Annotated in this window: 20 protein-coding genes and 2 tRNA genes; 13 read left to right on the top strand and 9 right to left on the bottom strand. The window is 44.9% G+C overall.

All coding sequences use genetic code 11. The features are described from left to right. Nucleotides 1-3: 3 nt before the first annotated feature. From KW844_RS17160 to KW844_RS17135, 6 genes are all read left to right on the top strand, one after another. On the top strand, nt 4-501 hold the full coding sequence (locus KW844_RS17160; RefSeq protein ID WP_218378003.1) for an RNA polymerase sigma factor: 498 nt from the start codon (nt 4-6) through the stop codon (nt 499-501). Continuing rightward, a complete protein-coding gene (locus KW844_RS17155; RefSeq protein WP_218378002.1) occupies nt 491-1117 on the top strand; it encodes a hypothetical protein in 627 nt (208 codons plus the stop codon). Before KW844_RS17160 ends, KW844_RS17155 begins: the two co-directional genes overlap by 11 nt. 275 nt (nt 1118-1392) lie before the next feature. Continuing rightward, nucleotides 1393-1776: a LexA family transcriptional regulator gene (locus tag KW844_RS17150; RefSeq protein ID WP_255578499.1), complete on the top strand. Its 384-nt coding sequence runs from the start codon at nt 1393-1395 to the stop codon at nt 1774-1776. Between the two features lie 7 nt (nt 1777-1783). After that, entirely contained in the window at nt 1784-2272 is a 489-nt protein-coding gene (locus KW844_RS17145; protein ID WP_218378001.1) for a hypothetical protein, read from the top strand. Between the two features lie 3 nt (nt 2273-2275). Next, nucleotides 2276-3028, top strand: a complete 753-nt coding sequence (locus KW844_RS17140) for an SOS response-associated peptidase (RefSeq protein ID WP_218378000.1) — start codon at nt 2276-2278, stop codon at nt 3026-3028. Nucleotides 3029-3229: 201 nt separating this feature from the next. Continuing rightward, entirely contained in the window at nt 3230-3376 is a 147-nt protein-coding gene (locus tag KW844_RS17135; RefSeq protein WP_218377999.1) for a hypothetical protein, read from the top strand. A 256-nt stretch (nt 3377-3632) separates the two neighbouring features. On the opposite strand, the gene KW844_RS17130 is transcribed toward KW844_RS17135, so the two are convergent. The 5 genes from KW844_RS17130 to KW844_RS17110 form a co-directional block, all read right to left on the bottom strand. Further along, complete coding sequence (locus tag KW844_RS17130) at nt 3633-4112, bottom strand: hypothetical protein (RefSeq protein ID WP_218377998.1); 480 nt, start codon at nt 4110-4112, stop codon at nt 3633-3635. A gap of 54 nt (nt 4113-4166) precedes the next feature. Continuing rightward, entirely contained in the window at nt 4167-4661 is a 495-nt protein-coding gene (locus KW844_RS17125) for a hypothetical protein (RefSeq protein WP_218377997.1), read from the bottom strand. A 38-nt stretch (nt 4662-4699) separates the two neighbouring features. Next, complete coding sequence (locus KW844_RS17120; protein ID WP_218377996.1) at nt 4700-5182, bottom strand: hypothetical protein; 483 nt, start codon at nt 5180-5182, stop codon at nt 4700-4702. 323 nt (nt 5183-5505) lie between these two features. Further along, nucleotides 5506-5694: a hypothetical protein gene (locus KW844_RS17115; protein ID WP_218377995.1), complete on the bottom strand. Its 189-nt coding sequence runs from the start codon at nt 5692-5694 to the stop codon at nt 5506-5508. A 497-nt stretch (nt 5695-6191) separates the two neighbouring features. Further along, nucleotides 6192-6262: transfer RNA gene (locus KW844_RS17110), tRNA-Gln, on the bottom strand. A gap of 159 nt (nt 6263-6421) precedes the next feature. Between KW844_RS17110 and KW844_RS17105 the strand changes: the two genes are divergently transcribed. The 3 genes from KW844_RS17105 to KW844_RS17095 all read left to right on the top strand — a co-directional run bounded on the left by KW844_RS17105 (nt 6422) and on the right by KW844_RS17095 (nt 10621). Further along, on the top strand, nt 6422-7276 hold the full coding sequence (locus KW844_RS17105) for a hypothetical protein (RefSeq protein WP_218377994.1): 855 nt from the start codon (nt 6422-6424) through the stop codon (nt 7274-7276). A 192-nt stretch (nt 7277-7468) separates the two neighbouring features. After that, nucleotides 7469-9070 (top strand): NAD(P)/FAD-dependent oxidoreductase, encoded by a 1602-nt coding sequence (locus KW844_RS17100; protein ID WP_218377993.1) that lies wholly within the window; start codon nt 7469-7471, stop codon nt 9068-9070. 33 nt (nt 9071-9103) lie between these two features. Further along, entirely contained in the window at nt 9104-10621 is a 1518-nt protein-coding gene (locus KW844_RS17095; protein WP_218377992.1) for a hypothetical protein, read from the top strand. Nucleotides 10622-10624: 3 nt separating this feature from the next. On the opposite strand, the gene KW844_RS17090 is transcribed toward KW844_RS17095, so the two are convergent. After that, on the bottom strand, nt 10625-11017 hold the full coding sequence (locus tag KW844_RS17090) for an acyl-CoA thioesterase (RefSeq protein ID WP_218377991.1): 393 nt from the start codon (nt 11015-11017) through the stop codon (nt 10625-10627). 80 nt (nt 11018-11097) lie between these two features. Continuing rightward, a complete protein-coding gene (locus tag KW844_RS17085; RefSeq protein ID WP_218377990.1) occupies nt 11098-11976 on the bottom strand; it encodes a carbohydrate kinase family protein in 879 nt (292 codons plus the stop codon). Between the two features lie 229 nt (nt 11977-12205). Between KW844_RS17085 and KW844_RS17080 the strand changes: the two genes are divergently transcribed. The 3 genes from KW844_RS17080 (at nt 12206) to KW844_RS17070 (ending at nt 16102) form a co-directional block, all read left to right on the top strand. Then, nucleotides 12206-12895, top strand: a complete 690-nt coding sequence (locus KW844_RS17080) for a hydrolase (protein ID WP_218377989.1) — start codon at nt 12206-12208, stop codon at nt 12893-12895. 76 nt (nt 12896-12971) lie between these two features. Next, entirely contained in the window at nt 12972-14729 is a 1758-nt protein-coding gene (locus tag KW844_RS17075; protein WP_218377988.1) for an amidohydrolase, read from the top strand. Between the two features lie 2 nt (nt 14730-14731). Next, nucleotides 14732-16102, top strand: a complete 1371-nt coding sequence (locus tag KW844_RS17070) for an alginate export family protein (protein ID WP_218377987.1) — start codon at nt 14732-14734, stop codon at nt 16100-16102. Between the two features lie 10 nt (nt 16103-16112). Here the strand turns inward: KW844_RS17070 and KW844_RS17065 are convergent, their stop codons facing one another. Both KW844_RS17065 and KW844_RS17060 read right to left on the bottom strand, forming a co-directional pair. After that, nucleotides 16113-18485: an ABC transporter permease gene (locus KW844_RS17065; RefSeq protein ID WP_218377986.1), complete on the bottom strand. Its 2373-nt coding sequence runs from the start codon at nt 18483-18485 to the stop codon at nt 16113-16115. A 369-nt stretch (nt 18486-18854) separates the two neighbouring features. Beyond that, nucleotides 18855-18925 (bottom strand) — tRNA-Gln (locus KW844_RS17060). A gap of 373 nt (nt 18926-19298) precedes the next feature. On the opposite strand from KW844_RS17060, the gene KW844_RS17055 reads away from it, so the two are divergent. Then, entirely contained in the window at nt 19299-20744 is a 1446-nt protein-coding gene (locus tag KW844_RS17055) for an aminoacyl-histidine dipeptidase (protein WP_218377985.1), read from the top strand. The last annotated feature ends 115 nt before the right edge of the window (nt 20745-20859 follow it).

Genomic DNA, 20859 nt, shown 5'->3' with positions numbered 1-20859 from the left:
CCTTTGAAAACTAAAGAAAAGGAATTTCTTGAACTGATTGAACAACACAAGGGCATCATCCATAAGATATCCAGGATGTATATGGATACAAAGGATGATCAGGACGACCTGGCGCAGGAGATCATACTACAGTTATGGAAATCGTACGATAACTTCCGCCAGCAAAGTAGTTTTTCCACCTGGATGTACCGTGTAGCACTCAACACCGCGCTGGTGTTTTTCAAAAAAGACCAGCGCAAACCCATTACCACCGATGCGGTACCAGAACTGCCCGCCGAAGAAGCTTCTAATACCAAAGAATTGCAGCTGGCACATTTTTATCAGGCGGTACAAAAACTGGAGCGGTTGGAAAAGGCACTGATCTTTTATCACCTGGAGAATTACTCCCATCGCGAAATCGGAGAAAACTTAGGGATCACGGAAGGAAATGCCCGCACCAAATTAAACAGAGCAAAAACAAAATTAAAAGAACTTATAAAACAACAAGGCTATGGCTTTTGATGACTTACAATCCTTATGGAACAGCGATAAATCCGACGATAGCATTGCTATTCCTGCTAACCTGGAAAAATTGAAATCAGCTTCACTGCCGGTAGATAATGTACGTAAGCAACTGAAAAAAGAATTTTTTGTACAACTGGTTGCCATGATTGTTATTGGTTTTGTACCATCCATGTTAACATTCAATGCCTATCTGGTGTTCCCCTTCTACCTGATGTATTTCATTTTCTTGCTGATTGGCGGGTACTTTTTTGCTAAACTTTATTTATTCTATAAAAATATCAGCAACACTGCGCTAACGTCTAAAGACAACCTATTTGCAGTGTACTATGATATTAAACTCAGCATTGAGCTCTACAAGGCCTTTACTTATTGTTTGCTGCCCTTTATGGTAGTGTTTATGGGCATGATCATCGCAAACGATAAAAATATTTCTCCCAATGCTATGTTGAACCATAGTGCTACCATCACCCGGACACAAGTACTTACCATACTGGGGTTGCTATTGCTCACGATCCTGCTGCTGGCTACCATGACGGAGTTGTATGTAAATGCGATCTATGGTAAATCCGCTAAGCAAATCAAGAAACTGCTGGAAGAATTTAAGGAGGCGTAAGTTAGTTTTTAGGGAGATGTTGGTTTAACTTATTCAAAAATCCTGTTGCATGCTGAAAGGCAGCTGATAAAAATGACACCAGTGGTGTCATTTTTCTTGTTTTACTGCGGTATACCTATCAGTGAAAATACACATATTATTGAGCCCCAATGTATTTGGTCAACCCGCTCCTATTAACGTTTTCAAAGATTTTAAAAATGATCCCCGGAATATTTTTTTAACTAAAATATTTAGTTTTATTTTGCCAATAATATTAGCATTTTAAAACAGAGATTATGGAAGCGATGAAGTTGAGTGGAGAAATTGTTACCCTACCCTTGCATAATGCCAACATGGAAGAAACGATAGACCTTTCAAGGGTAATTCACTCCCAGCCCCACAGTACTTTTATCTTTCAGATCAAGGGTGATGGCATGGCGGAGGCCAACATGCCCGATGGCGCCATGGCCGTGATCGACAGGTCGTTACGCCCTGGCACCGGCGATATTATTCTGGCCATGATAAATGGCGAATACACGGTAAAACGGCTGGTGAAAGCGGGCCGTAACTGGGTGCTTCATTCAGAGAATGCTTTTTATAAACCGATATTAATCACAGAAGATACTGATTTCCAGGTTTGGGGAGTGGTAACGGCGGTGATCGTAGACATGCGTAAATAATACGGCCATGTTTAATCCGCTTGCATTATTTACCCCGCCGGTATTAACGGCATTCCTGAACCAGGGCTATACGCTGTTTGTAAGGCAAAGTTATCTTCCCGGTATTGAGCCTGGCGACCAGGTAACCAGGGAGGCATTTTTAATTACGCCTTATAAAGATATTGGGGAGGCCAATCAGCACTTTCAGCATATCCGCTTCGATAAGCGAAAATATATTTACCAGGCGCATCGCCCGGAAGAAATAGATAAGTTATTTATTGCTGCAGGCCAGCCCCCAGGCTACAAGGTATTTACCGCGATGCTAAAAGGTAAAACCTGGGAGCCAGGAGGCGAGGTCGCAGAAAAACTGAAGCGCTATATGCAGATCCATACTAACTGGCGGCCCAACAACACCGTTGCCGCCGAACTGTATACGCATTATGGCGAACTAATTATTGCACTTCGCTACGGACAAGAGGAAATACAAGTACCTTTATATCAACTAATATCCGGATAGCGTATGTGTTATGATATCGCCTTTACTACCAAAATTGAAAGCATATTCAAAATCATGCCCCTGCTGCAAACAGCGCCGGGAGCTAACCTGCAGTTTGATAGTACGTATCATAAAATCGGGATGTCGTACCCACAGTGGCCGATTGTGGTAAACCACGAAGGACCACAGTTAGCGCTCTTTAACTGGGGCCCCATTCCTAAAATGCTGAATACACCGGAAAAAGTAAAGCGCCAGCGGCAAATGTTTCTCAACGCACGCAGCGAGAAAGTACTGGAACCTAAAACCCTGTGGAACGCTATTCGCACACAACGCTGCCTGATTCCCGTTACCGGCTTCTTTGAATACCGCGAGGTGCCGGGATTAAAAAATAAAGTGCCGTACTATATTAAATCGCAGGAACAGGAAGTCTTTTTCATTGCAGGACTATGGGCATTGTCCAACTCCTGGGATGTGGATAAACCAGAACGCATCCCCACGTTTTCCCTGCTCACCCGCAGCGCCAACAACGTAATGCGGCAAATCCACAACGGCGGGGATAATGCCGGTCGCATGCCCATGATGCTCACCAATGAGCTGGCGGAAGAATGGATCAATCCAGATCTAACAGACACGGATATACGTGATGTGCTGCAATACGAACAGCCGTCAGATACATTGCAGTTCTGGACCGTTAACTCCGTACGTAAAGTCAAACCGGATGATGCCTCCGTAATTGCGGAAGTTAATATTGAAGGAGTACCACCGGTAACCGTATAGTTTATTTCAATTCCCTCCTATAACGGCGAACAGCCCGCATCACTGCGGGCTGTTCGCGTTTTGGGCGTTAACAGTAAATAACATTTCTATGGGTAGTCTGGCATAGTTTTCACATAATTATTCACAAGAGCCTCAACGGACTGCAGACGCTCAGGCTATCAACAACCAACCATTAATTTTTTCATTAAAAAATTAGCAGTCATGAAAGTATTGAAATATGTAGTAGTAGCATTGGTATTGGCAGCGGGGTTTAGTGCTTGTGTGGTGGAGAGCAGGCCGGGGTATTACAGGCATGGGCATGGGCATCCGCCGAGGCCACCGCATCATTATCATGGGCATTGGAGGTAAAATATAGGCGCCGCTGATAACCTCAGCGGCGCCGCTATTCTTGGAATAAATTCCAATTATTTGCTTCATAGTGTTTATTAACTACTTCTTCTATTTTCCCTTTTTAATCCGTTCTATTAACTTGAACTCTTTGGGAAAAGAATATCCATACTTATTGAAATCCTCGGGAAAAACCATCATTATACTAACTTCAGGATCCTTTGAGGAATAGATTATTGGAAAAAACCTCCTACACGCCTGCTCCATCGTCTTTCCATCAGCCCGGATCTATAGTCTGAACATAGTACATATGCACTAAAACGGATAACAATAATAACTCTGTGGATTCGGTTAATACCAATTCGCCCGCATAAGCAAAACGACCTATCGTTCCATCACGATAATTGCCGACACGTTTGTCATCCAGAAATAATGCGATATAACAAAATCGAACTTTAATTTCCCAATGCATTTCATTAAAATCCCATTCATAGTTACTATTGAACAAGACTGAACTATATGCAATCCTATAAGTGCCTATATTGCTAACTAATCCCAAAGATATCTCCAATTGATCTAGTTCTCCAATTTGCCTGATTAGCCTTGTACTTATCGCCGAAAGCACTTTTCCATAGATATCCTTGATGAGAATTTGGCTATCCGGAAACTTAGCATGTACGATATAGATTAATTGATTTCCCTTATAAAGCTGATGGTCATAATCCGCAGAAAATACGATTGAATAGGTAACGCTCATATTGATTTTTTCAAATTCATCCAGCAACAGTTATATATCAGGTCAATACCTATTTCACATCACTCCTTTTGCTTTCTCTTTCTGCTCCCGCCTCTCCCTGACTATTCTTCTAATCCGATTATACTCCTTCATCTCATCACTGTTTTCATACTTCCGCTTCTTCGCTAATCTTAAATTTAAAAAGATAAAGCTACATATCCCCAGTCCTCCTATACAAGCTAAGAGTTGGTATAACCAGTTGTCATCACCGGTTGCACTTAAAATCAGGTATGCACCGATAAATCCAATGGCAATTAATAATATTTTTACAAGCTTCTCAGCATTGGTTGTCCCGGGACGTGCCGGCATGGGAGGAATAACTAATTTTTCTTCTTCCTTGTCTGGTTCAGTCTCGGACACTTCTATGGCCTGCGGCAATAGCTCTCCCTGCGGTGATGGAATCATAAAAATAGCTCCACAGTAATTACAATTAACAAGGTCATTTCGTTGTGGCATCAGCTTTACATCGGAGCTGCCGCATTGGGCGCAGGTAAGGACCGGGAATTTCATGGATAGCGATTAAATAAAATATAGGCAATGTTATGTTCTTAGGCCTTTGCCTCGAGCTTCTTTGAATAGAAATAAAACCAAAGCATGGCTGCCATAACATCTGAAATAGGTTTATCACCGGACTTAACAGACGCCAGTTGAGATGCATTCAATCCGGTTTCCGCAACAATATCTTTGAGTTTTATTCCGTAATGCAACATTTGCTGCTCAATCCATTCAGGTGATACCTGACTAATTTTCTGCCCGGCAAATGGTACAGCCCTAACATGGATTTTTTGCCCAGGAAAAAATTCACCAAACTGCTGTTTAATTCGCTCAATTAATTCTTTCTGTGTGAAATATTTCCCAGTAGGCGATTTTTCCTGCTTCACGGCTACCGTCAATGCCGCATCGGTGTACTCTGTGATTTTTAATGAAATTCTTGAATGCCTACGATGAATTAATCCCAAATACTCTATCTTATCTAATACCTGTGGATCAACATTTTTAAGATTTTCTAAGCCTTTAACGATATTATTCATAGCGCTGCTTTAGGTTTTATAAAACATCATTTAACGCGTTGTCTGACACACCAGTCTTCCCTGGACTTAAAACTAACTATTAAGGGTCTTATAATAGTACAATATAAATAACATATTTTAATGAAAGGGGAAGGAGTACCCTCCCCTCTCCCAATTTCACAACCAAATAACCTCCGCAGAATCCAAGTGGTAGATAGCGATTTGATTATTAAGCTTACCTAGTGCTACTGCTGATACCTTATCGGTGGCAACAATAACAGCGTCCCAGTAAAACTTACCATTCTCTTCGCATTTCCAGCCTCCTAACAGCGGAGAGGGTGTTTCTATTGCGCCCCTATCGCCCTTTCCATTCCTTCATACCCATGACAGTTCTGAGTTTCGGCCATTGCAATCACCCAACCAGATTTAACAAAATCAAGTGTTGGCAACCTAACTGTAAAACCATCAGGATTGTTCTCTGCTACTTCAAGCAGTTTGCCAATCATCAATTCATAGATTCTTCTCTCTTTCATCTGTAAAATGGCTACTTATATGCCGGCGCCTCACCGGAATTGGTTTTCCATATGAAAAGAGATTGAAGTAAAAGAACTGACACAAAGATATTAGCAAATAAACAAACTAGCAACTATTTTCAATATTTATAATTTTCAAATAGCAACTTTATAAAGATGGCAATTTTAGAACATTATAGTTCCAACAACTAGATAGGATTAGAAAAATACAGCAGTGACGGGACTTTTATATAAATGATAATATCATATGATACTATCATTTGCTTCATTCAGAAAGACTCTTGCTCAAAATCGATCGCAAACTCAACCACATTATGCACTTGCTTAATATTTAAGATCGAAAACCTATCATAGAGAGGGCAACAACACTGATTATTACTACAGAGAAGATTTAAAAACAGATCCGCCACTCATGCGTTCTAAAAAAAAATCAAACAACAAACTCCTTAAAACAAAAACCGCAAACCCTTTTTCAAGAATTTGCGGTTTTTACCTTGTTGCCCGACCTGGATTCGAACCAAGACTGAGCGAGTCAGAGTCGCGAGTACTACCATTATACTATCAGGCATCATCGTTTCAGGACGGCAAAATTACAACATTCTTTATTTCAACCAAAATTTTTCCGGTATTTTTTCAGAAAAAAATTTCTGAACCCGCTCAGTATCAACCCTCGCGGCCTTTTTCCGGGAATTATCCCTAAATTAACACCTGCTAAACCGTTCATTTTATGCGCCACTTATTGTTTGCCGCCGTACTGCTAATAACTACCGGATACCAGGGTTTTACTCAAACTGCCACCGTATCTCCCCGGCTAATGGGCCATATTAATGATAAAAAGCTAAAAGAAGCCTCCGGTATCGCCTCCTCCGTACCACTCAAAAACTGCTTCTGGTCCCATAACGACAGCGGCAATAAGCCCGATGTATACCTCCTGAACAACAAAGCAGCAGCCATCAGCGTGTTTAACATCGAAAACGGGACGAATAGGGACTGGGAAGACATCGCCGAGGGTCCGGGGCCGGTAAAGGGGAAATACTACGTGTATGTGGCTGATATTGGCGATAACAGCGGTACCCGCGACCATATCCGCATCTACCGCTTCCCAGAACCCACCACCCAACCCCAGCCTAAAGTGAATATCACCGCCGATATCCTCCAACTCGAATACCCCGACCACCCCAAGGATGCGGAATCACTCATGATAGACCCCATCTCCCGGCAGATCTATATCATCAGCAAACGACAAAAAGCCGTTCACCTCTATAAAACCAAACTCGACTTCAAAAACGGCGACAAAACCACCCTCCAAAAACTAATTACCCTGCCCTTCACCTGGGTAGTATCCGCCGATATATCCAAAGATGGCCACCACATCGTCCTTAAAACCCTCACCACCGTTTACTACTGGAACCGCAAAAACGGCGAAACCGTAGAACAAGCCATGGCACGCCCCGGCAAACAACTCCCCTACCAGCCGGAAGCACAAGGTGAAGCCATCACCATCCTGCCCGACAACAGCGGGTACGTAACCATCAGCGAAGGCAAAGCCGCCCCGATGTATTTCTATAAATGGACATTCTGATCTCTCCCCATATCACCTGATTTTTTTATCGCTGACATACCATTTCAGTGTGGACTGTTAAACTTGTATATGCAAGCAGATCATTATTGCAGTTTATGATCTGCCTACCTGTTTTACCCTGAAGTCCGACACCCTCAAAAACAGCTGCGCCCTGATCACACCGGGCTGGCTGTTTTGTAAAACCATAATAGTATGCCAGCAAAAAAAGCAATTATCATCGGGGCAGGTCCCGCAGGTTTGACCGCCGCCTATGAACTACTTCAACGCACCAACATTATCCCGATAGTCCTGGAAAAAAGCACTGACATTGGAGGTATATCTAAAACAGTCAACTACAAAGGGAATAGGATCGACATCGGAGGACACCGCTTCTTCTCCAAATCAGACCGCGTAATGGAATGGTGGCTCAATATGATGCCCCCGCAGGACGAAGCCGCCGAAACCTTCAGCATCACCTACCAACGCAAAACAAGAGATGTTAAAAAACCCGGCGCCACCAACACCGATACCCTCGTAGCACGCGACCCTGACCTCATTATGCTCGTCAGACAACGCCTGTCACGTATCTACTTCCTGAAAAAATTCTTTAACTACCCTATACAACTCTCCCTGGATACCCTGAAAAAACTGGGCTTCAGCACCACCATCAGCATCATGTTTTCCTACATGTATGCCCAGCTGTTCCCACGCAAACAGGAAAAATCATTGGAAGACTTTATGGTGAACCGCTTCGGTAAAACGCTGTACCACCTCTTCTTTAAAGACTATACCGAAAAAGTATGGGGCATCGAATGCTCCAAAATATCAGCTGAATGGGGCGCCCAGCGCATCAAAGGTATCTCCATCGGCAAAGCTATCTCCCATGCCCTCAAAACCGCCTGGGACGCCGGCAAACCAAAAGATATCAACCAGAAAAATGTAGAAACCAGCCTGATAGAACAATTCCTCTACCCGAAATTCGGACCCGGACAACTATGGGAAGAAGTAGCCAGACAAGTCACAGAACGCGGTGGCACCATCCTCATGCAACACGATGTGAAAAAAGTTTTCACCAACAATAACCTCATCACCGCCATAGAGGCCGTAGATAAAACCAACGGAGAAGCCGTAATCCTCGATGGCGACTACTTCTTTTCCACCATGCCGGTGCAGGAACTCATCGCAGATATGCAAGGCAACGTACCGCAAAATATCCGGGACATCGCTGCCGGTCTCATGTACCGCGACTTTATCACCATCGGTATCCTCCTCAAAAACCTCAGCTTCCAGGACGGTAAAACAGGCCAGTACAAGCCCATTACCCTTAAAGACACCTGGATCTACATACAGGAAAAAGATGTACGCGTAGGCCGCCTGCAACTCTTCAACAACTGGAGCCCCTTTATGGTGCAGGACCCCAACACCACCTGGGTGGGCATGGAATACTTCTGCAACATGGGCGACGGCTTCTGGGAACTCCCCGATGAAGAAATCCGGCAGATAGCTATCGATGAACTCTGCAAAATAGGACTCGCGCAAAAAGCTGATGTACTCGACGCTACCGTACTGCGCATGGAAAAAACATACCCCGCCTACTTCGGCACCTACGACCGGTTTGATGAGCTCAGAGGCTACGTCGACTCGTTCGAAAATATTTTCCTCGTAGGCCGCAACGGTATGCACAAATACAATAACTCCGACCACTCCATGCTCACCGCCATGGTAGCGGTAGATAACATCTGCAACGGCATTGTTACCAAATCAAATATCTGGAGTATCAACACCGAACAGGAGTATCACGAAGAGAAAAAATAATACGCGCGCCATTCCGACTCAAAATAGCCACGAATGATATTACCAATTTACGGCGACCCCAAACTAACGGATACCAGTTTCAGACATTTCCTCCTTGCCGACAGACGCAACCGCCTGTTGGCAGGGATTGCCATAGCAGTTATTATTGTAAACCTGGTGATATTTAAACTCATATATCCGTATATGGATATCACGCCGGATAGCGAAAGCTATCTGACCGCAGCCGCCTATCACCTGCAGGCAGACCTGTGGCCGGTAGGCTATTCCCGCATACTGGCCCTGCAACATAGCCTGATACCTTCCGAAACAGGACTGATGGTGTTTCAATACCTGTGTTTACAGTGTGGTGCATTCTTTCTGTACTTCACCTTACTTTACCTGCTAAGACCAGGAAAACTATTTACCCACGGTGCATTTATCTTTCTACTTATTAACCCTTTATTTCTTTACCTCAGCAACTATGTAATCACTGAAGCGTTATTCCTTGCCCTCGGGTTTACCTGGTTTGCGCTGTTGCTGTGGGTACGCCATAAACCCGGCACCCTTGTTTTTCTATTCCATGGCGTTATACTGGCAGTGACTTTCACCATGCGGTATAATGCCATGTTTTTCCCTGTGGTGGCACTGGTGGCAATATTGCCGGCCCGTGTCGCCATATGGGAAAAAGTGTATGCGATCGCGTTACCGGTAGTACTCATCGCATCCTTTATCTATTACACCACCAATCAGACCTACAAACTCACCGGCGTAAAAAAATTCTCTGTATTCAGCGGATGGCAGCTGGCAAATAATGCTATGTACATGCTGCCCTATATTGCATACGACACCGCTGGCATACCTGCTCAACTACAAGGTTTGCACCGCTACTCACACCAGTTTGTAAAAAGTAAATATTTTAATCCGGAAGAAGCTACCCTACCCGCGGGAGCATATTACATGTGGACGCAGAACGGTCCCTTAAAAGCAATGCTGAGCAACTATATGAAAAAGCACAAGGTAACCGACAGTTTCACAGGCTGGGCCAGGGTATCGGACCTGTACCGTGAATATGGTTCCATCCTGATTAAGAAGCATCCGTTGGCATTTGCTACGCACTTCTGGCTGCCTAACGTAGTGGAATATATGCGCCCGGGAACAGAAATGATCGGCAGCAGCAACCGCAATAAAATTGGCACTCCCGGCGTCATGCAACTATGGTTCCGCGGAACACCGTTAACAATTAACCAACGGTTTCCGCAATTACAGCCCTTCCTCATGACGAAATATACCTTCCTGTTTATCTTCCTTCAGCTAGCCTTCATAGAAGAAATCATCCGGTTTATACTCCTGAAGCGGTATAAATTTGTGGAGGTGAAATTCAATCATGTGATGGCACTTATCGCCAGTTTCCAGGTGGCGCACTTTATATTTAGCACGCTGGCAGCTCCTGTGGTACTACGTTATCAGTCCATCATGCTGGTATTGCTGCTATTTGCTGTGCTGCTGCTGGTAGAAAAAAACGAAAATACCCCCATCTGGTCAGATACCGCAGAGCCGGTACCAGGCACATAAAATTTATTCTTCCCTCAATCGTTCATCCGTATACGTTATAGCGCTTCTGCCATGCGGCACCGGCACACCGTGTTCATCCACACTTACAAACACAATCCGGTCGATCGTAAGAATACTTTTTTGCGTGATCTTATTTCTTACCTCACATTGCAAGGTCAGCGAGGTACGGCCAAAATTCGTGGCCTTAATTCCCAGTTCTACAATATCTCCCTGGCGGGCGGAGTTAATAAAGTTGATTTCAGACATGTATTTGGTAACACAGCGATTGGTACCCAACTGTATGATAGAATAGATAGCGGCTTCTTCATCGATCCATCGTAGTAAACTACCGCCAAACAAGGTCCCGTGGGCATTCAGGTCTTCAGGCTTCACCCATTTTCTCGTATAAAAATTCATTGCATCCCGATTTTTAACTCCCCGCAAAGGTACAAAAAAAGCAGGAGCCGTTTCCGACCTCTGCTACTATCCATAATCATTTACATCAATACATATACTTCTTCCATTTCATAGGGTGGACATCCACCACTTTTGCTGGCCACCAAAGCTCCCAAGGCATTACCGAAGCGTATGGCGGCAGCCGGCCCGCTGCCCTGATGCCGTGCGTGGAGATAGCCTGCCAGCAGGGCATCACCGCTGCCAATAGTATCTGCCACCACAACTACGTGGCCTTTTTCATAGTGAAAATCACCATCTTCATATAATACCGCTCCCTCCGCACCCAGTGTAACAAGGACTGCGCGGGGCAGATATTTTTCCTGCAACTGTTCAATGCAGGCCTCCATATCTCCCGAAAAACCAAACCAGCTGCTTAGCTCCACCAACTCATGTTCATTTATTTTCACTATATCTGCGTGTTGTAGTAACCAGTCCACCTGCTCCACTGTAAAATGAGGTGGCCGCAGGTTCACATCCAGCACGCGCAGCGCCGGAATCCGCAACATCGCCTTCAGTGCTTCCCTGCTCACTGCATGCCGTGAAGAAAGGGAACCGAAAATAATATATGCCGGATGCGCATCCTGAAAAGCTTCCCAGGTGAGGTCCGCCGCAATAAAATCCCATGCCGCCGGAAACAGAATATCGTACGCCATCTCCTGCGTAGGTGTAATCGTGGCCAGCACCTTGCCTGTAGGTACCTGATCGTCTTTCTGGATATAAGCGGTATTTAATCCATAACCCCGCATCAGCTGCAACAACTGTTCACCGTATGCATCCTCACCAATACGTGTAACCATGGCCGTTGTATGCCCCATTTTTTGCAGGTGATAAGCTACGTTCATAGGTGCCCCGCCAGGCAATTCCTTGTCGGGCAATATATCCCACAGTACCTCCCCGAAACAAACGATTTCTGTTTTCATATTCAAAAGGTAGTAAGTTCTTTCTACATGGGCAAGTGTAATTTATACCACAAATGAGATGAATTCACCATCTCATAAATTCTATAAAAATACCACAAAAACCAATACCACATTACATTACAGCCTTTTACATAAAAAACGAACAGATTCTTTTCACCAATGATTTACCTACATATAGCACATATGCCAATTAGTTAATCAATCTATATTCCTTAAACAAAAACACAAAATGAAAAGAATCTTTGTAGCATTCGCACTGAGCTTATCTTCTGCTGTAGCATTCGCACAAAAACCAGGTCCACAGTTACTGAACCCTACCAACCATGCCCTCGTTCTCATTGATCATGAAGGCCAGATGGCATTTGCCACCAAAAGTATTACCGCAGAGGAATTGAGAAACAATGTAGCCATCGTTGCCGGCGCATCCAAAATCTTTAATGTACCTACTGTTTTAACTACTGTTGCAGAAAAATCATTCAGTGGTCCGGTGTTTCCTGAAATCGAACTGTTTTATCCACAGGCCACCAGTGGTTATATCGACAGAACAACCATGAACACCTGGGAGGACGTAAATGCGCATAAAGCCATCACTTCAAAAGGTAAAAAGAAACTGGTATTCGGTGGTTTATGGACCGGTGTATGTATCGTAGGCCCTGCATTGTCCGCCATTGCAGAGGGTTATGAAGTTTATATTATCACGGATGCCTGCGGCGATGTGTCAAAAGAAGCACACGAACAGGCTATTAACCGCATGGTACAGGCAGGCGCCAAACCAATGACTTCTATCCAGTACCTGCTGGAATTGCAGCGCGACTGGGCACGCCAGGAAACTTATAAAGCAGTAACCGACCTCGTGAAAAAATATGGTGGTGCTTATGGCCTCGGCATCCAGTACTCACACGAAATGCTGAAACACTAATACATCCATTTGTAGCTAAGAGGTTGTGTCAGCGCGCATCACACCTTGACACAACCTCTTTTAAATATATCTCTTCATGAAACTATTTTTCTATGCCAGCCTGCTGCTTATCACAGGTAACCTATACGCACAACAGGCGGAAATCATCATCACCAACGGCAAAATCTCTACACTCAACCGTGCGCAACCGGAAGTACAGGCAGTAGCTATTGCAAATCACAAAGTGCTTAAAACAGGTACCAATGAAGTTATCCTGCGACTCAAAGGAAAAAACACCCAGGTAATAAACGCTAATGGCAGGCGAGTGATTCCCGGCCTGTTCGATAGCCACCTGCACGTAATCAGAGGGGGCCGCTTTTATAATACAGAACTGCGCTGGGATGGTGTAACCACACTCAAACGTGCCCTGCAAATGCTCAGAGAGCAGGCACAGCGCACACCTGCCGGCCAGTGGGTACGCGTAGTAGGTGGCTGGAATGAATACCAGTTTGCAGAAAAAAGATTACCTACTTTGGAAGAAATAAATGAAGCTACCGGTAACGTACCAACGTTTATTTTATACCTCTACGGTAAAGCATGGTTAAATAAAGCAGGTATAGAGAGATTAAATATCACGGGAGACACCCCCAATCCACCGCAGGGCCTCATCCAGAAAGACACACAGGGGAATCCCACCGGCCTCCTGGTGGCAGAACCCAACGCCTTCATCCTATATTCCACCCTTGCCAAACTGCCTACGCTCAGCAAAGCAGAAGAAATCAATTCCACCCTGCAATACATGACTGAACTCAACCGCCTCGGTGTAACTGCGGTCATGGACGCCGGCGGCGGGTTCCAGAACTTCCCGGACGACTACAGCATCACTGATGCGTTAAACAAAGAAGGGAAAATTACGGTGCGACTCCCCTACTTCCTTTTTGCACAAAAGAAAGGTGCTGAACTCAACGACTATACGAAATGGATCGGCATGGTAAACCTGGAAGCATATGATCACAACTCAGTGGACTACCATGTAGAAGGCGGCGGCGAAAACCTCGTAGCCGATGGTGCAGATTTCGAGAACTTCCTGTTCCCCCGTCCGGAGCTGCCTGCTACCATGGAGCCCAATCTGAAAGCAGTGATCAGTTTGCTCGTAAAAAACAAATGGCCATTCCGTCTGCACGCTACCTATAACGAAAGTATTAGCCGCTTCCTGAACGTAATTGAAGCCGTAAACAAAGAAACGCCGCTCAACGGCCTCGTATGGTTCTTTGATCATGCGGAAACAGTATCGGAAGAAAACCTCCAGCGCATTAAAGCCCTCGGTGGCGGCATTGCCCTGCAACACCGCATGGCCTACCAGGGCGAAAGCTTCATACAACGCTATGGCACTAAGCCAGCTCTTGCATCACCTCCGGTAAAACGTATCCTGGAACTGGGTATCCCCACCGGCCTCGGTACGGATGGCACCCGCGTGGCCAGCTACAATCCATGGATAGCCCTCTACTGGATCACCAGCGGTAAAACCATTGGTGGCACCCAGGTGATGGCAAAAGAAAATACACTCGATCGCGCCACTGCCCTCCAGCTCTTTACCTACGGCGGTTACAACCTGATCAAAGCATCGGGCAAAGGAAAAATACAACCGGGTTACGCTGCGGATATGGTAGTACTTGACCAGGACTACTTTGCCGTAGAAGAAGAAAAAATTAAATCCATTACATCAGTGATGACCATCGTTGATGGTAAGGTAGTATATGCCGCTGATGCTTACAAAAACGTAGGCCCGGCACCGATAGATGTTATTCCTTCCTGGTCACCGGTAAAATACTTCGGTGGCTATCAATCTAAATAATTATGAAATCTGCCTTGCTTATTACCATTGCTATTTTCACCGGCTGTGCAGTATCATCAGCGCAGCAAATGCCTGCATTCAAGCCTCTCCGCTACGATGAAGATTACTCATTGCTGAAAACCGATACCACCCCCACCTGGTATGAAAAGATGAAGTACACGCCCTTATCAGGAAATAGTGCTGTCAGCTTCGGTGGCGAAGTCCGGTTCCAATACTTTTTCATCCAGAACGAAGCATGGGGCGAGGAACCGAAGGATGAGGATGGCTATACGCTGAGCAGATTTTTATTTCATACAGACATACGGCTGGGCAAATGGTTTCGCGCCTTTGCCCAGCTGCAAAGCAGTATGGCCAACAGCAAACCAGCTACCAGCCCTGTGGATGAGGACCCGCTGGAACTGCACCAGGCCTTCGCCGAGCTGCATATGCTATCATCTGCACAAAAAAATTTAGTTGTACGCCTGGGCAGGCAGGAACTGATGTATGGGTCCCAACGACTGGTGTCCGTACGTGAATCGCCCAACAACCGGCAGTCATTTGACGCAGCAAGGGTTTTATTTAATAGTGGCAATTATAACCTGGAAACTTTTTATGGCAATTACGTAGCTGCCAAAAAGGGCATCTTCAATGACGGCTTTAATAAGCATACAAGCCTTTGGGGAGCCTATGCCACACGCCATCAGCTGCCACTACTCCAAAATATAGACCTCTATTATCTAGGCCTGCGAAAAGACAATGCCATATACAACGACGGCAGTGGCAAAGAAATCAGGCATTCCGCCGGTGCCCGTATCTGGAACAGCAAACGTAAATGGCTATACGATGTAGAAGGACTCTACCAGTTTGGGAATATGGGAGGTAAATCTATTTCAGCCTGGACGACCTCCGTCAACACCTCTTACCAATTCACACAGCTAACGCTCAAACCCACTGCCAGTCTGAAAGCTGAAATCGTAAGCGGCGACGCACATAAAGGTGACCACCGGTTGCAAACATTCAATCCCCTGTTTCCAAAAGGTGCTTACTTCGGCCTGGCAGCACTGATAGGCCCTTCCAACCTCATGGACATTCACCCTGGGGTCACTTTACAATTAAACAGGCAGCTAACTTTTGATATGGACTATGATATTTTTTGGCGGCACCGCAGTACAGATGGTATATACGCCGTAAATATGGCGCTGATCTATCCGGATGGTGACACTCCTGAAAAGCATATTGGCAAACAGTTGACAGGCGCATTTAATTACAACCCGAATAATTTTATTAGTCTGCGTGCGGAGTTTACCTGGTTTGACGCCGGGAAATATTTAAAGCTAGTGGGACCAGGGAAGGATATTATTTTTACCGGGTTTACGGCACAGTGCAGGTTTTAAGCGCACCACACTATTCTTTCCGCAGGCTTTTCACTGGATTCACCAATGCAGCTCTGATGGCTTGATGGCTTACCGTAGCGATTGCAATGATTACTGACAGGCTGCATGCTAATACAAATACCCACCACTGAATGGTTACCCTGTACTGGTAATCTTGTAGCCATTTGTGCATCATCCAATAGGAAAACGGTGCTGCTATTAAAAATGAAATCAGCACCAACTTAACAAAATCAACAGACAGTAATGTTGCAATACTCGCCACAGATGCACCTAATACTTTCCGCACGCCAATTTCCTTGATCCTGTTTTCTGCCATATAGGCGGCCAGCCCGAATAAACCCAGGCAGGATATGAAAATGGTGAGTCCGGCGAATACAGCCGCCAACGTACCCTGACGCTGCTCATTATCAAATTTCAACGCATAGGCTTCATCTACAAATGTGTATTCAAAAGGATAATCCGGATTGTATTTTTTGAAAATCGATGCTACTTTACTTAAGCTACCGGCGGTACTTCCACTGAGCTTTATCTGTACCACCTGGAATGTCATGAAAGCGCTCTTTGCACCACAGATCAGGATGGGCCTTGTAGGCTCATACGGGCTGGTGAGAATAAAGTCCCTGATAACTCCCACAATATGCCATTTTATCCCCAGGTCGCTCACCTCCATACCTATCGGATCTTTAAACTTCATGAGCTTTAGCGCCGATTCGTTAATAATCAGCCCCGTGGAGTCAGTAGGATATTTCTGCAGATCAAAGTCGCGCCCCGCTATGAATTGCAGGCCAGCCGTGGCCCCCAGCCCTTCGTCTGCCAGATACCGGTCAAAGGAAATATTAACATTGGGGTCTTTACCTGCCCACGATTGCCCCCAGCCATCGCTCCAGCGTTCCGTGAGCGGAGAGTTTGTTCTTGTTAGGGATACGGCAGCACCACTTTCTAACAATTCATTCTTGATGAGTGAATAGTTCTTAGGAATATCCCCCGTCATGAAGTGATAGATCAGCTGGTCCTTGTTGTAGCCCGTTGTGCGGTTACGGCCATAATCTATTTGTTGCTTTACGATAATAGTGCAAATGATAAGGATGATAGCGCAGGTAAATTGAACAATTACCAGTGCTTTCCTGGGTGTTACCAAGGCATTGCCCTGCCTGAAAGTACCTTTCAATACTTTTACCGGCTGGAAGGAAGAAAGAAAGAATGCGGGGTAACTTCCGGCGAGTATCCCCGTACATAATACGAAACCTATAAAAAATAGCCAGGTATATGGGTTACCATAATCGATAAAAAGTTGTTTGTCGGTAAGCTTATTATAAGCAGGAAGACACAGTAACACCAATATCAATGCCACCACACCTGCCAACAGTGCAATAAAAATGGACTCTCCTATAAACTGACCGATGAGGGAACTCTTTCCTGCTCCTACCGCTTTTCGGATGCCGACCTCTTTGGCGCGTTTCTCACTGCGGGCGGTGCTTAGGTTCATAAAATTGATACAGGCAATCAGCAATATTAAGATGGTAATAATGCCAAATATCTTTACATAGGCACTGCGGCCGCCATTATCCTCCACACCGTTCGTAAAGCTGGAGTGTAGCCGCCACCGTGATAGCGGATAAAGAAATAATTCCCACTTCATATGCTTAGCATCCGTACTGTATCGTTGTTTTTCATCTTTCACCTTAGCCGCAACTGCCGAAACATTTACATGGGGTTTTAACAATACATAAGTAGGAGTACTGTTATCATTCCAGCCCAAATCCTGTCCCTGACCATATTTGAGAGAAGACCACGGCAACAGGTAGGCAAAATGAAACCTGGAATTATTGGGTAAATCCTTTAAAACCCCGCTGACGGTATAATTGTCTTTATGCTCAATCTTTACAATTTTCCCGATAGCACTTTCATCTCCAAAAAGGTTCCTGGCCATTTTTTCCGTCAGCACAATGGAGTGCATGTCGCTGAGTGCGGTGGTGGCATCTCCTTCCAGCATTGGAAAAGTGAATACCTGTAAGAATCCTGTATCCACCGTAATCCCGGATGCTATTATTTTTTTCTCACCTGCTGCAAACAGGAAATCATCATTAAAGTTTACTCTCACAGCGCGCTCCACTTCCGGTAAATCTTTTGCCAATGCTGCTGCAGTTGGCGCTGATACCGTATTCCAGCATTCCATTTCCCCTGCCATCGCAACCTTATTCCATACTTCATAAATCCTGTCTTTCTTTTCGTGAAAGGTATCATAACTCTTTTCATCCTGTATCCATAACAAAATAAGGAAGGCTGCGGCCATCCCTACTGCCAGTCCGGCAATGTTGATAGTGGAAAAAAATTTATTATGCAGTAGATTTCTGTATGCTACGCTGAGGAAATTTCGGATCATAACAAGACATAAATTTTTCGATACACAATTTAGTATCAGTAGCAGCGAAGAAAATGCCGGACAAAAAGGAATTGATTATCAATACCATATAACACATTTTTTATAATAACTGTTCATTTTTGAAACAATCATGTCCGGTTATGAACAGGAAAATTTATCCCTTTTAATACTAAACACTTCTTCCCCCTCGCTTAAAAGCCTTGTTATAACCATGGTGAGAAAATGATTTATTATTTGAAATCAAAAGGATATTCGGGAAGTTGTGAATGACGAGTGCGTTTACTACCGTGGAGAAAAAAAGTATGCTATTCCTGCGAAGAAAAAAACCGTTGCAGTATAAAACTACAACGGTTCAAGTAAAGCCTTTTGTTGCCCGACCTGGATTCGAACCAAGACAGTCAGAACCAAAATCTGATGTACTACCCTTATACTATCGGGCATCAATGGGTCGCAAAAGTAGAACAATATTTTAAAAAAACAAGAGCTGCGGAAAAAAATTAAAATACCATACCACAAATAATTGTAGTGAGGTGTGTTACTCACATACAGCATATGCCTGAGTCCACAAGCTTTTGGATACTGCTGTGTGATGATGCCGATGCCAAAAAAATATCCCTGAAAATCCTTTATAGTAGCCAATTACATCAACTTTCCCATGCGCATTAAACGAATGGTGGGTAACGCTGAAAAAATATACGAAGCGATATTTACAGAACAAATATTTTAAGAAAAAAAAATATAGTCGCGACCGTATGATATTCGTTAAATTGAGCCCGTTATTTCCACCGGAATAACCACTAAAACGTTACAACAATGGAATGGAAAGACCTTCAGCCACAGTCACTGTGGTCATATTTCGCAGCACTGAATGCGATCCCAAGGGCTTCTAAAAAAGAGGCTGCCGTAATTGAATTCATCGTAAAATTTGGGGAACAGCTGGGCCTCCCTACCACGAAGGATACCGTCGGCAACGTGGTCATTAAAAAGCCTGCCAGCCCTGGCATGGAAAAGAAAAAAACAGTTGTATTGCAGTCGCACCTGGATATGGTGCACCAGAAAAATAATGATACCAATTTCGATTTCGACACACAAGGCATTGATATGTACATCGACGGCGACTGGGTGAAAGCCAGAGGTACTACACTTGGTGCAGACAACGGAATTGGCGTAGCAGCTATCATGGCAGTGCTGGCAGACAAAACCCTGCAACATGGCCCACTGGAAGCACTTTTCACTATAGATGAAGAAACCGGTATGACCGGAGCCATCCAGCTGGATCCTTCCATGATCAGCGGTAGCATCTTACTAAACCTGGATACAGAAGAAGAGCATGCCTTCACCATTGGCTGCGCTGGCGGCCTGGACACCAATACACGCGGGGAATACAAGCAAATCCCTGCAGGCGATGGATTCCTGTCGTATGTCATAGAACTCAAAGGACTCCTCGGTGGACACTCCGGCATGGATATCCTGAAAGGCCGCGGTAACGCCAATAAGCTCATGAACCGCCTGCTGTATAAAGCGCAGCCACTGTTTGATATACAACTGGTAAGCATCAACGGCGGTAGCTTGCGCAATGCAATTCCTCGCGAAAGCACAGCACAGGTACTGATATCCAAATCAGAGGAAGCAGATTTCCTGGAGTTCATCAGCAACTTTACCACTACCCTGAAAGAAGAATACAGCGCCATCGAAAAGGATCTTACCATAGAACTGAAGAAAGCCAGCAACCCTGGCCTGATGATGGAACCTGATTATTTCGAAAAGCTCACCCGCGCACTTTACGCCCTGCCAAATGGCGTATACCGCATGAGTCCTGAGATAGACGGCCTGGTAGAAACCTCCACTAATCTGGCACGCATAATCGTGAAAGACGGCGTGTTCACCACACAATCCCTGCAACGCAGCAGCGTAGAAAGTACGAAAGAAGATGTAGCCTACGCCGTGCGCGCAGGCCTGGAAAACATGGGTTGTGAAATTAATCAGGAAGGCGGATACCCGGGCTGGAAGCCAAATCCCAATTCAGCAGTGCTGCAACTGATGACCAAACTGTTTGAAGCGCAGTATGGTAAAGCGCCGGAAGTAGGTGCTGTGCATGCAGGGCTGGAATGTGGTATCCTCGGTTCGCACCTGCCAGGTATGGATATGATTTCATTTGGCCCTACTATTCTGGATGCACATTCACCAAAAGAAAGGGTACAGATTTCATCTGTGGAAAGATTTTATCAGTTATTTACGGAGACATTGAAGGCGATATAAGCTCAATAATGGCTTTAGTTTTATGCGGAAAGGCAGCACGTGTGGTGCTGCCTTTCCGCATATTGGTCCTTCCCCAAAGATATGCGGACAATAAAAAGGCCGGAAAAGTCCGGCC

The organism is Chitinophaga sp. sic0106, assembly GCF_019219075.1.
Taxonomy (GTDB): domain Bacteria; phylum Bacteroidota; class Bacteroidia; order Chitinophagales; family Chitinophagaceae; genus Chitinophaga.
Note: the sequence above shows the minus strand (reverse complement) of the source record. Positions and strands in the feature narration are given on the sequence as shown.

What these genes read in the sequence shown, in the direction of transcription:
- KW844_RS17155 (WP_218378002.1), top strand. Translation starts at nt 491, where the DNA reads ATGGCTTTTGATGACTTACAATCCTTATGGAACAGCGATAAATCCGAC.
- KW844_RS17150 (WP_255578499.1), top strand. Translation starts at nt 1,393, where the DNA reads ATGGAAGCGATGAAGTTGAGTGGAGAAATTGTTACCCTACCCTTGCAT.
- KW844_RS17145 (WP_218378001.1), top strand. Translation starts at nt 1,784, where the DNA reads ATGTTTAATCCGCTTGCATTATTTACCCCGCCGGTATTAACGGCATTC.
- KW844_RS17140 (WP_218378000.1), top strand. Translation starts at nt 2,276, where the DNA reads ATGTGTTATGATATCGCCTTTACTACCAAAATTGAAAGCATATTCAAA.
- KW844_RS17135 (WP_218377999.1), top strand. Translation starts at nt 3,230, where the DNA reads ATGAAAGTATTGAAATATGTAGTAGTAGCATTGGTATTGGCAGCGGGG.
- KW844_RS17130 (WP_218377998.1), bottom strand. Translation starts at nt 4,112, where the DNA reads ATGAGCGTTACCTATTCAATCGTATTTTCTGCGGATTATGACCATCAG.
- KW844_RS17125 (WP_218377997.1), bottom strand. Translation starts at nt 4,661, where the DNA reads ATGAAATTCCCGGTCCTTACCTGCGCCCAATGCGGCAGCTCCGATGTA.
- KW844_RS17120 (WP_218377996.1), bottom strand. Translation starts at nt 5,182, where the DNA reads ATGAATAATATCGTTAAAGGCTTAGAAAATCTTAAAAATGTTGATCCA.
- KW844_RS17115 (WP_218377995.1), bottom strand. Translation starts at nt 5,694, where the DNA reads ATGAAAGAGAGAAGAATCTATGAATTGATGATTGGCAAACTGCTTGAA.
- KW844_RS17105 (WP_218377994.1), top strand. Translation starts at nt 6,422, where the DNA reads ATGCGCCACTTATTGTTTGCCGCCGTACTGCTAATAACTACCGGATAC.
- KW844_RS17100 (WP_218377993.1), top strand. Translation starts at nt 7,469, where the DNA reads ATGCCAGCAAAAAAAGCAATTATCATCGGGGCAGGTCCCGCAGGTTTG.
- KW844_RS17095 (WP_218377992.1), top strand. Translation starts at nt 9,104, where the DNA reads ATGATATTACCAATTTACGGCGACCCCAAACTAACGGATACCAGTTTC.
- KW844_RS17090 (WP_218377991.1), bottom strand. Translation starts at nt 11,017, where the DNA reads ATGAATTTTTATACGAGAAAATGGGTGAAGCCTGAAGACCTGAATGCC.
- KW844_RS17085 (WP_218377990.1), bottom strand. Translation starts at nt 11,976, where the DNA reads ATGAAAACAGAAATCGTTTGTTTCGGGGAGGTACTGTGGGATATATTG.
- KW844_RS17080 (WP_218377989.1), top strand. Translation starts at nt 12,206, where the DNA reads ATGAAAAGAATCTTTGTAGCATTCGCACTGAGCTTATCTTCTGCTGTA.
- KW844_RS17075 (WP_218377988.1), top strand. Translation starts at nt 12,972, where the DNA reads ATGAAACTATTTTTCTATGCCAGCCTGCTGCTTATCACAGGTAACCTA.
- KW844_RS17070 (WP_218377987.1), top strand. Translation starts at nt 14,732, where the DNA reads ATGAAATCTGCCTTGCTTATTACCATTGCTATTTTCACCGGCTGTGCA.
- KW844_RS17065 (WP_218377986.1), bottom strand. Translation starts at nt 18,485, where the DNA reads ATGATCCGAAATTTCCTCAGCGTAGCATACAGAAATCTACTGCATAAT.
- KW844_RS17055 (WP_218377985.1), top strand. Translation starts at nt 19,299, where the DNA reads ATGGAATGGAAAGACCTTCAGCCACAGTCACTGTGGTCATATTTCGCA.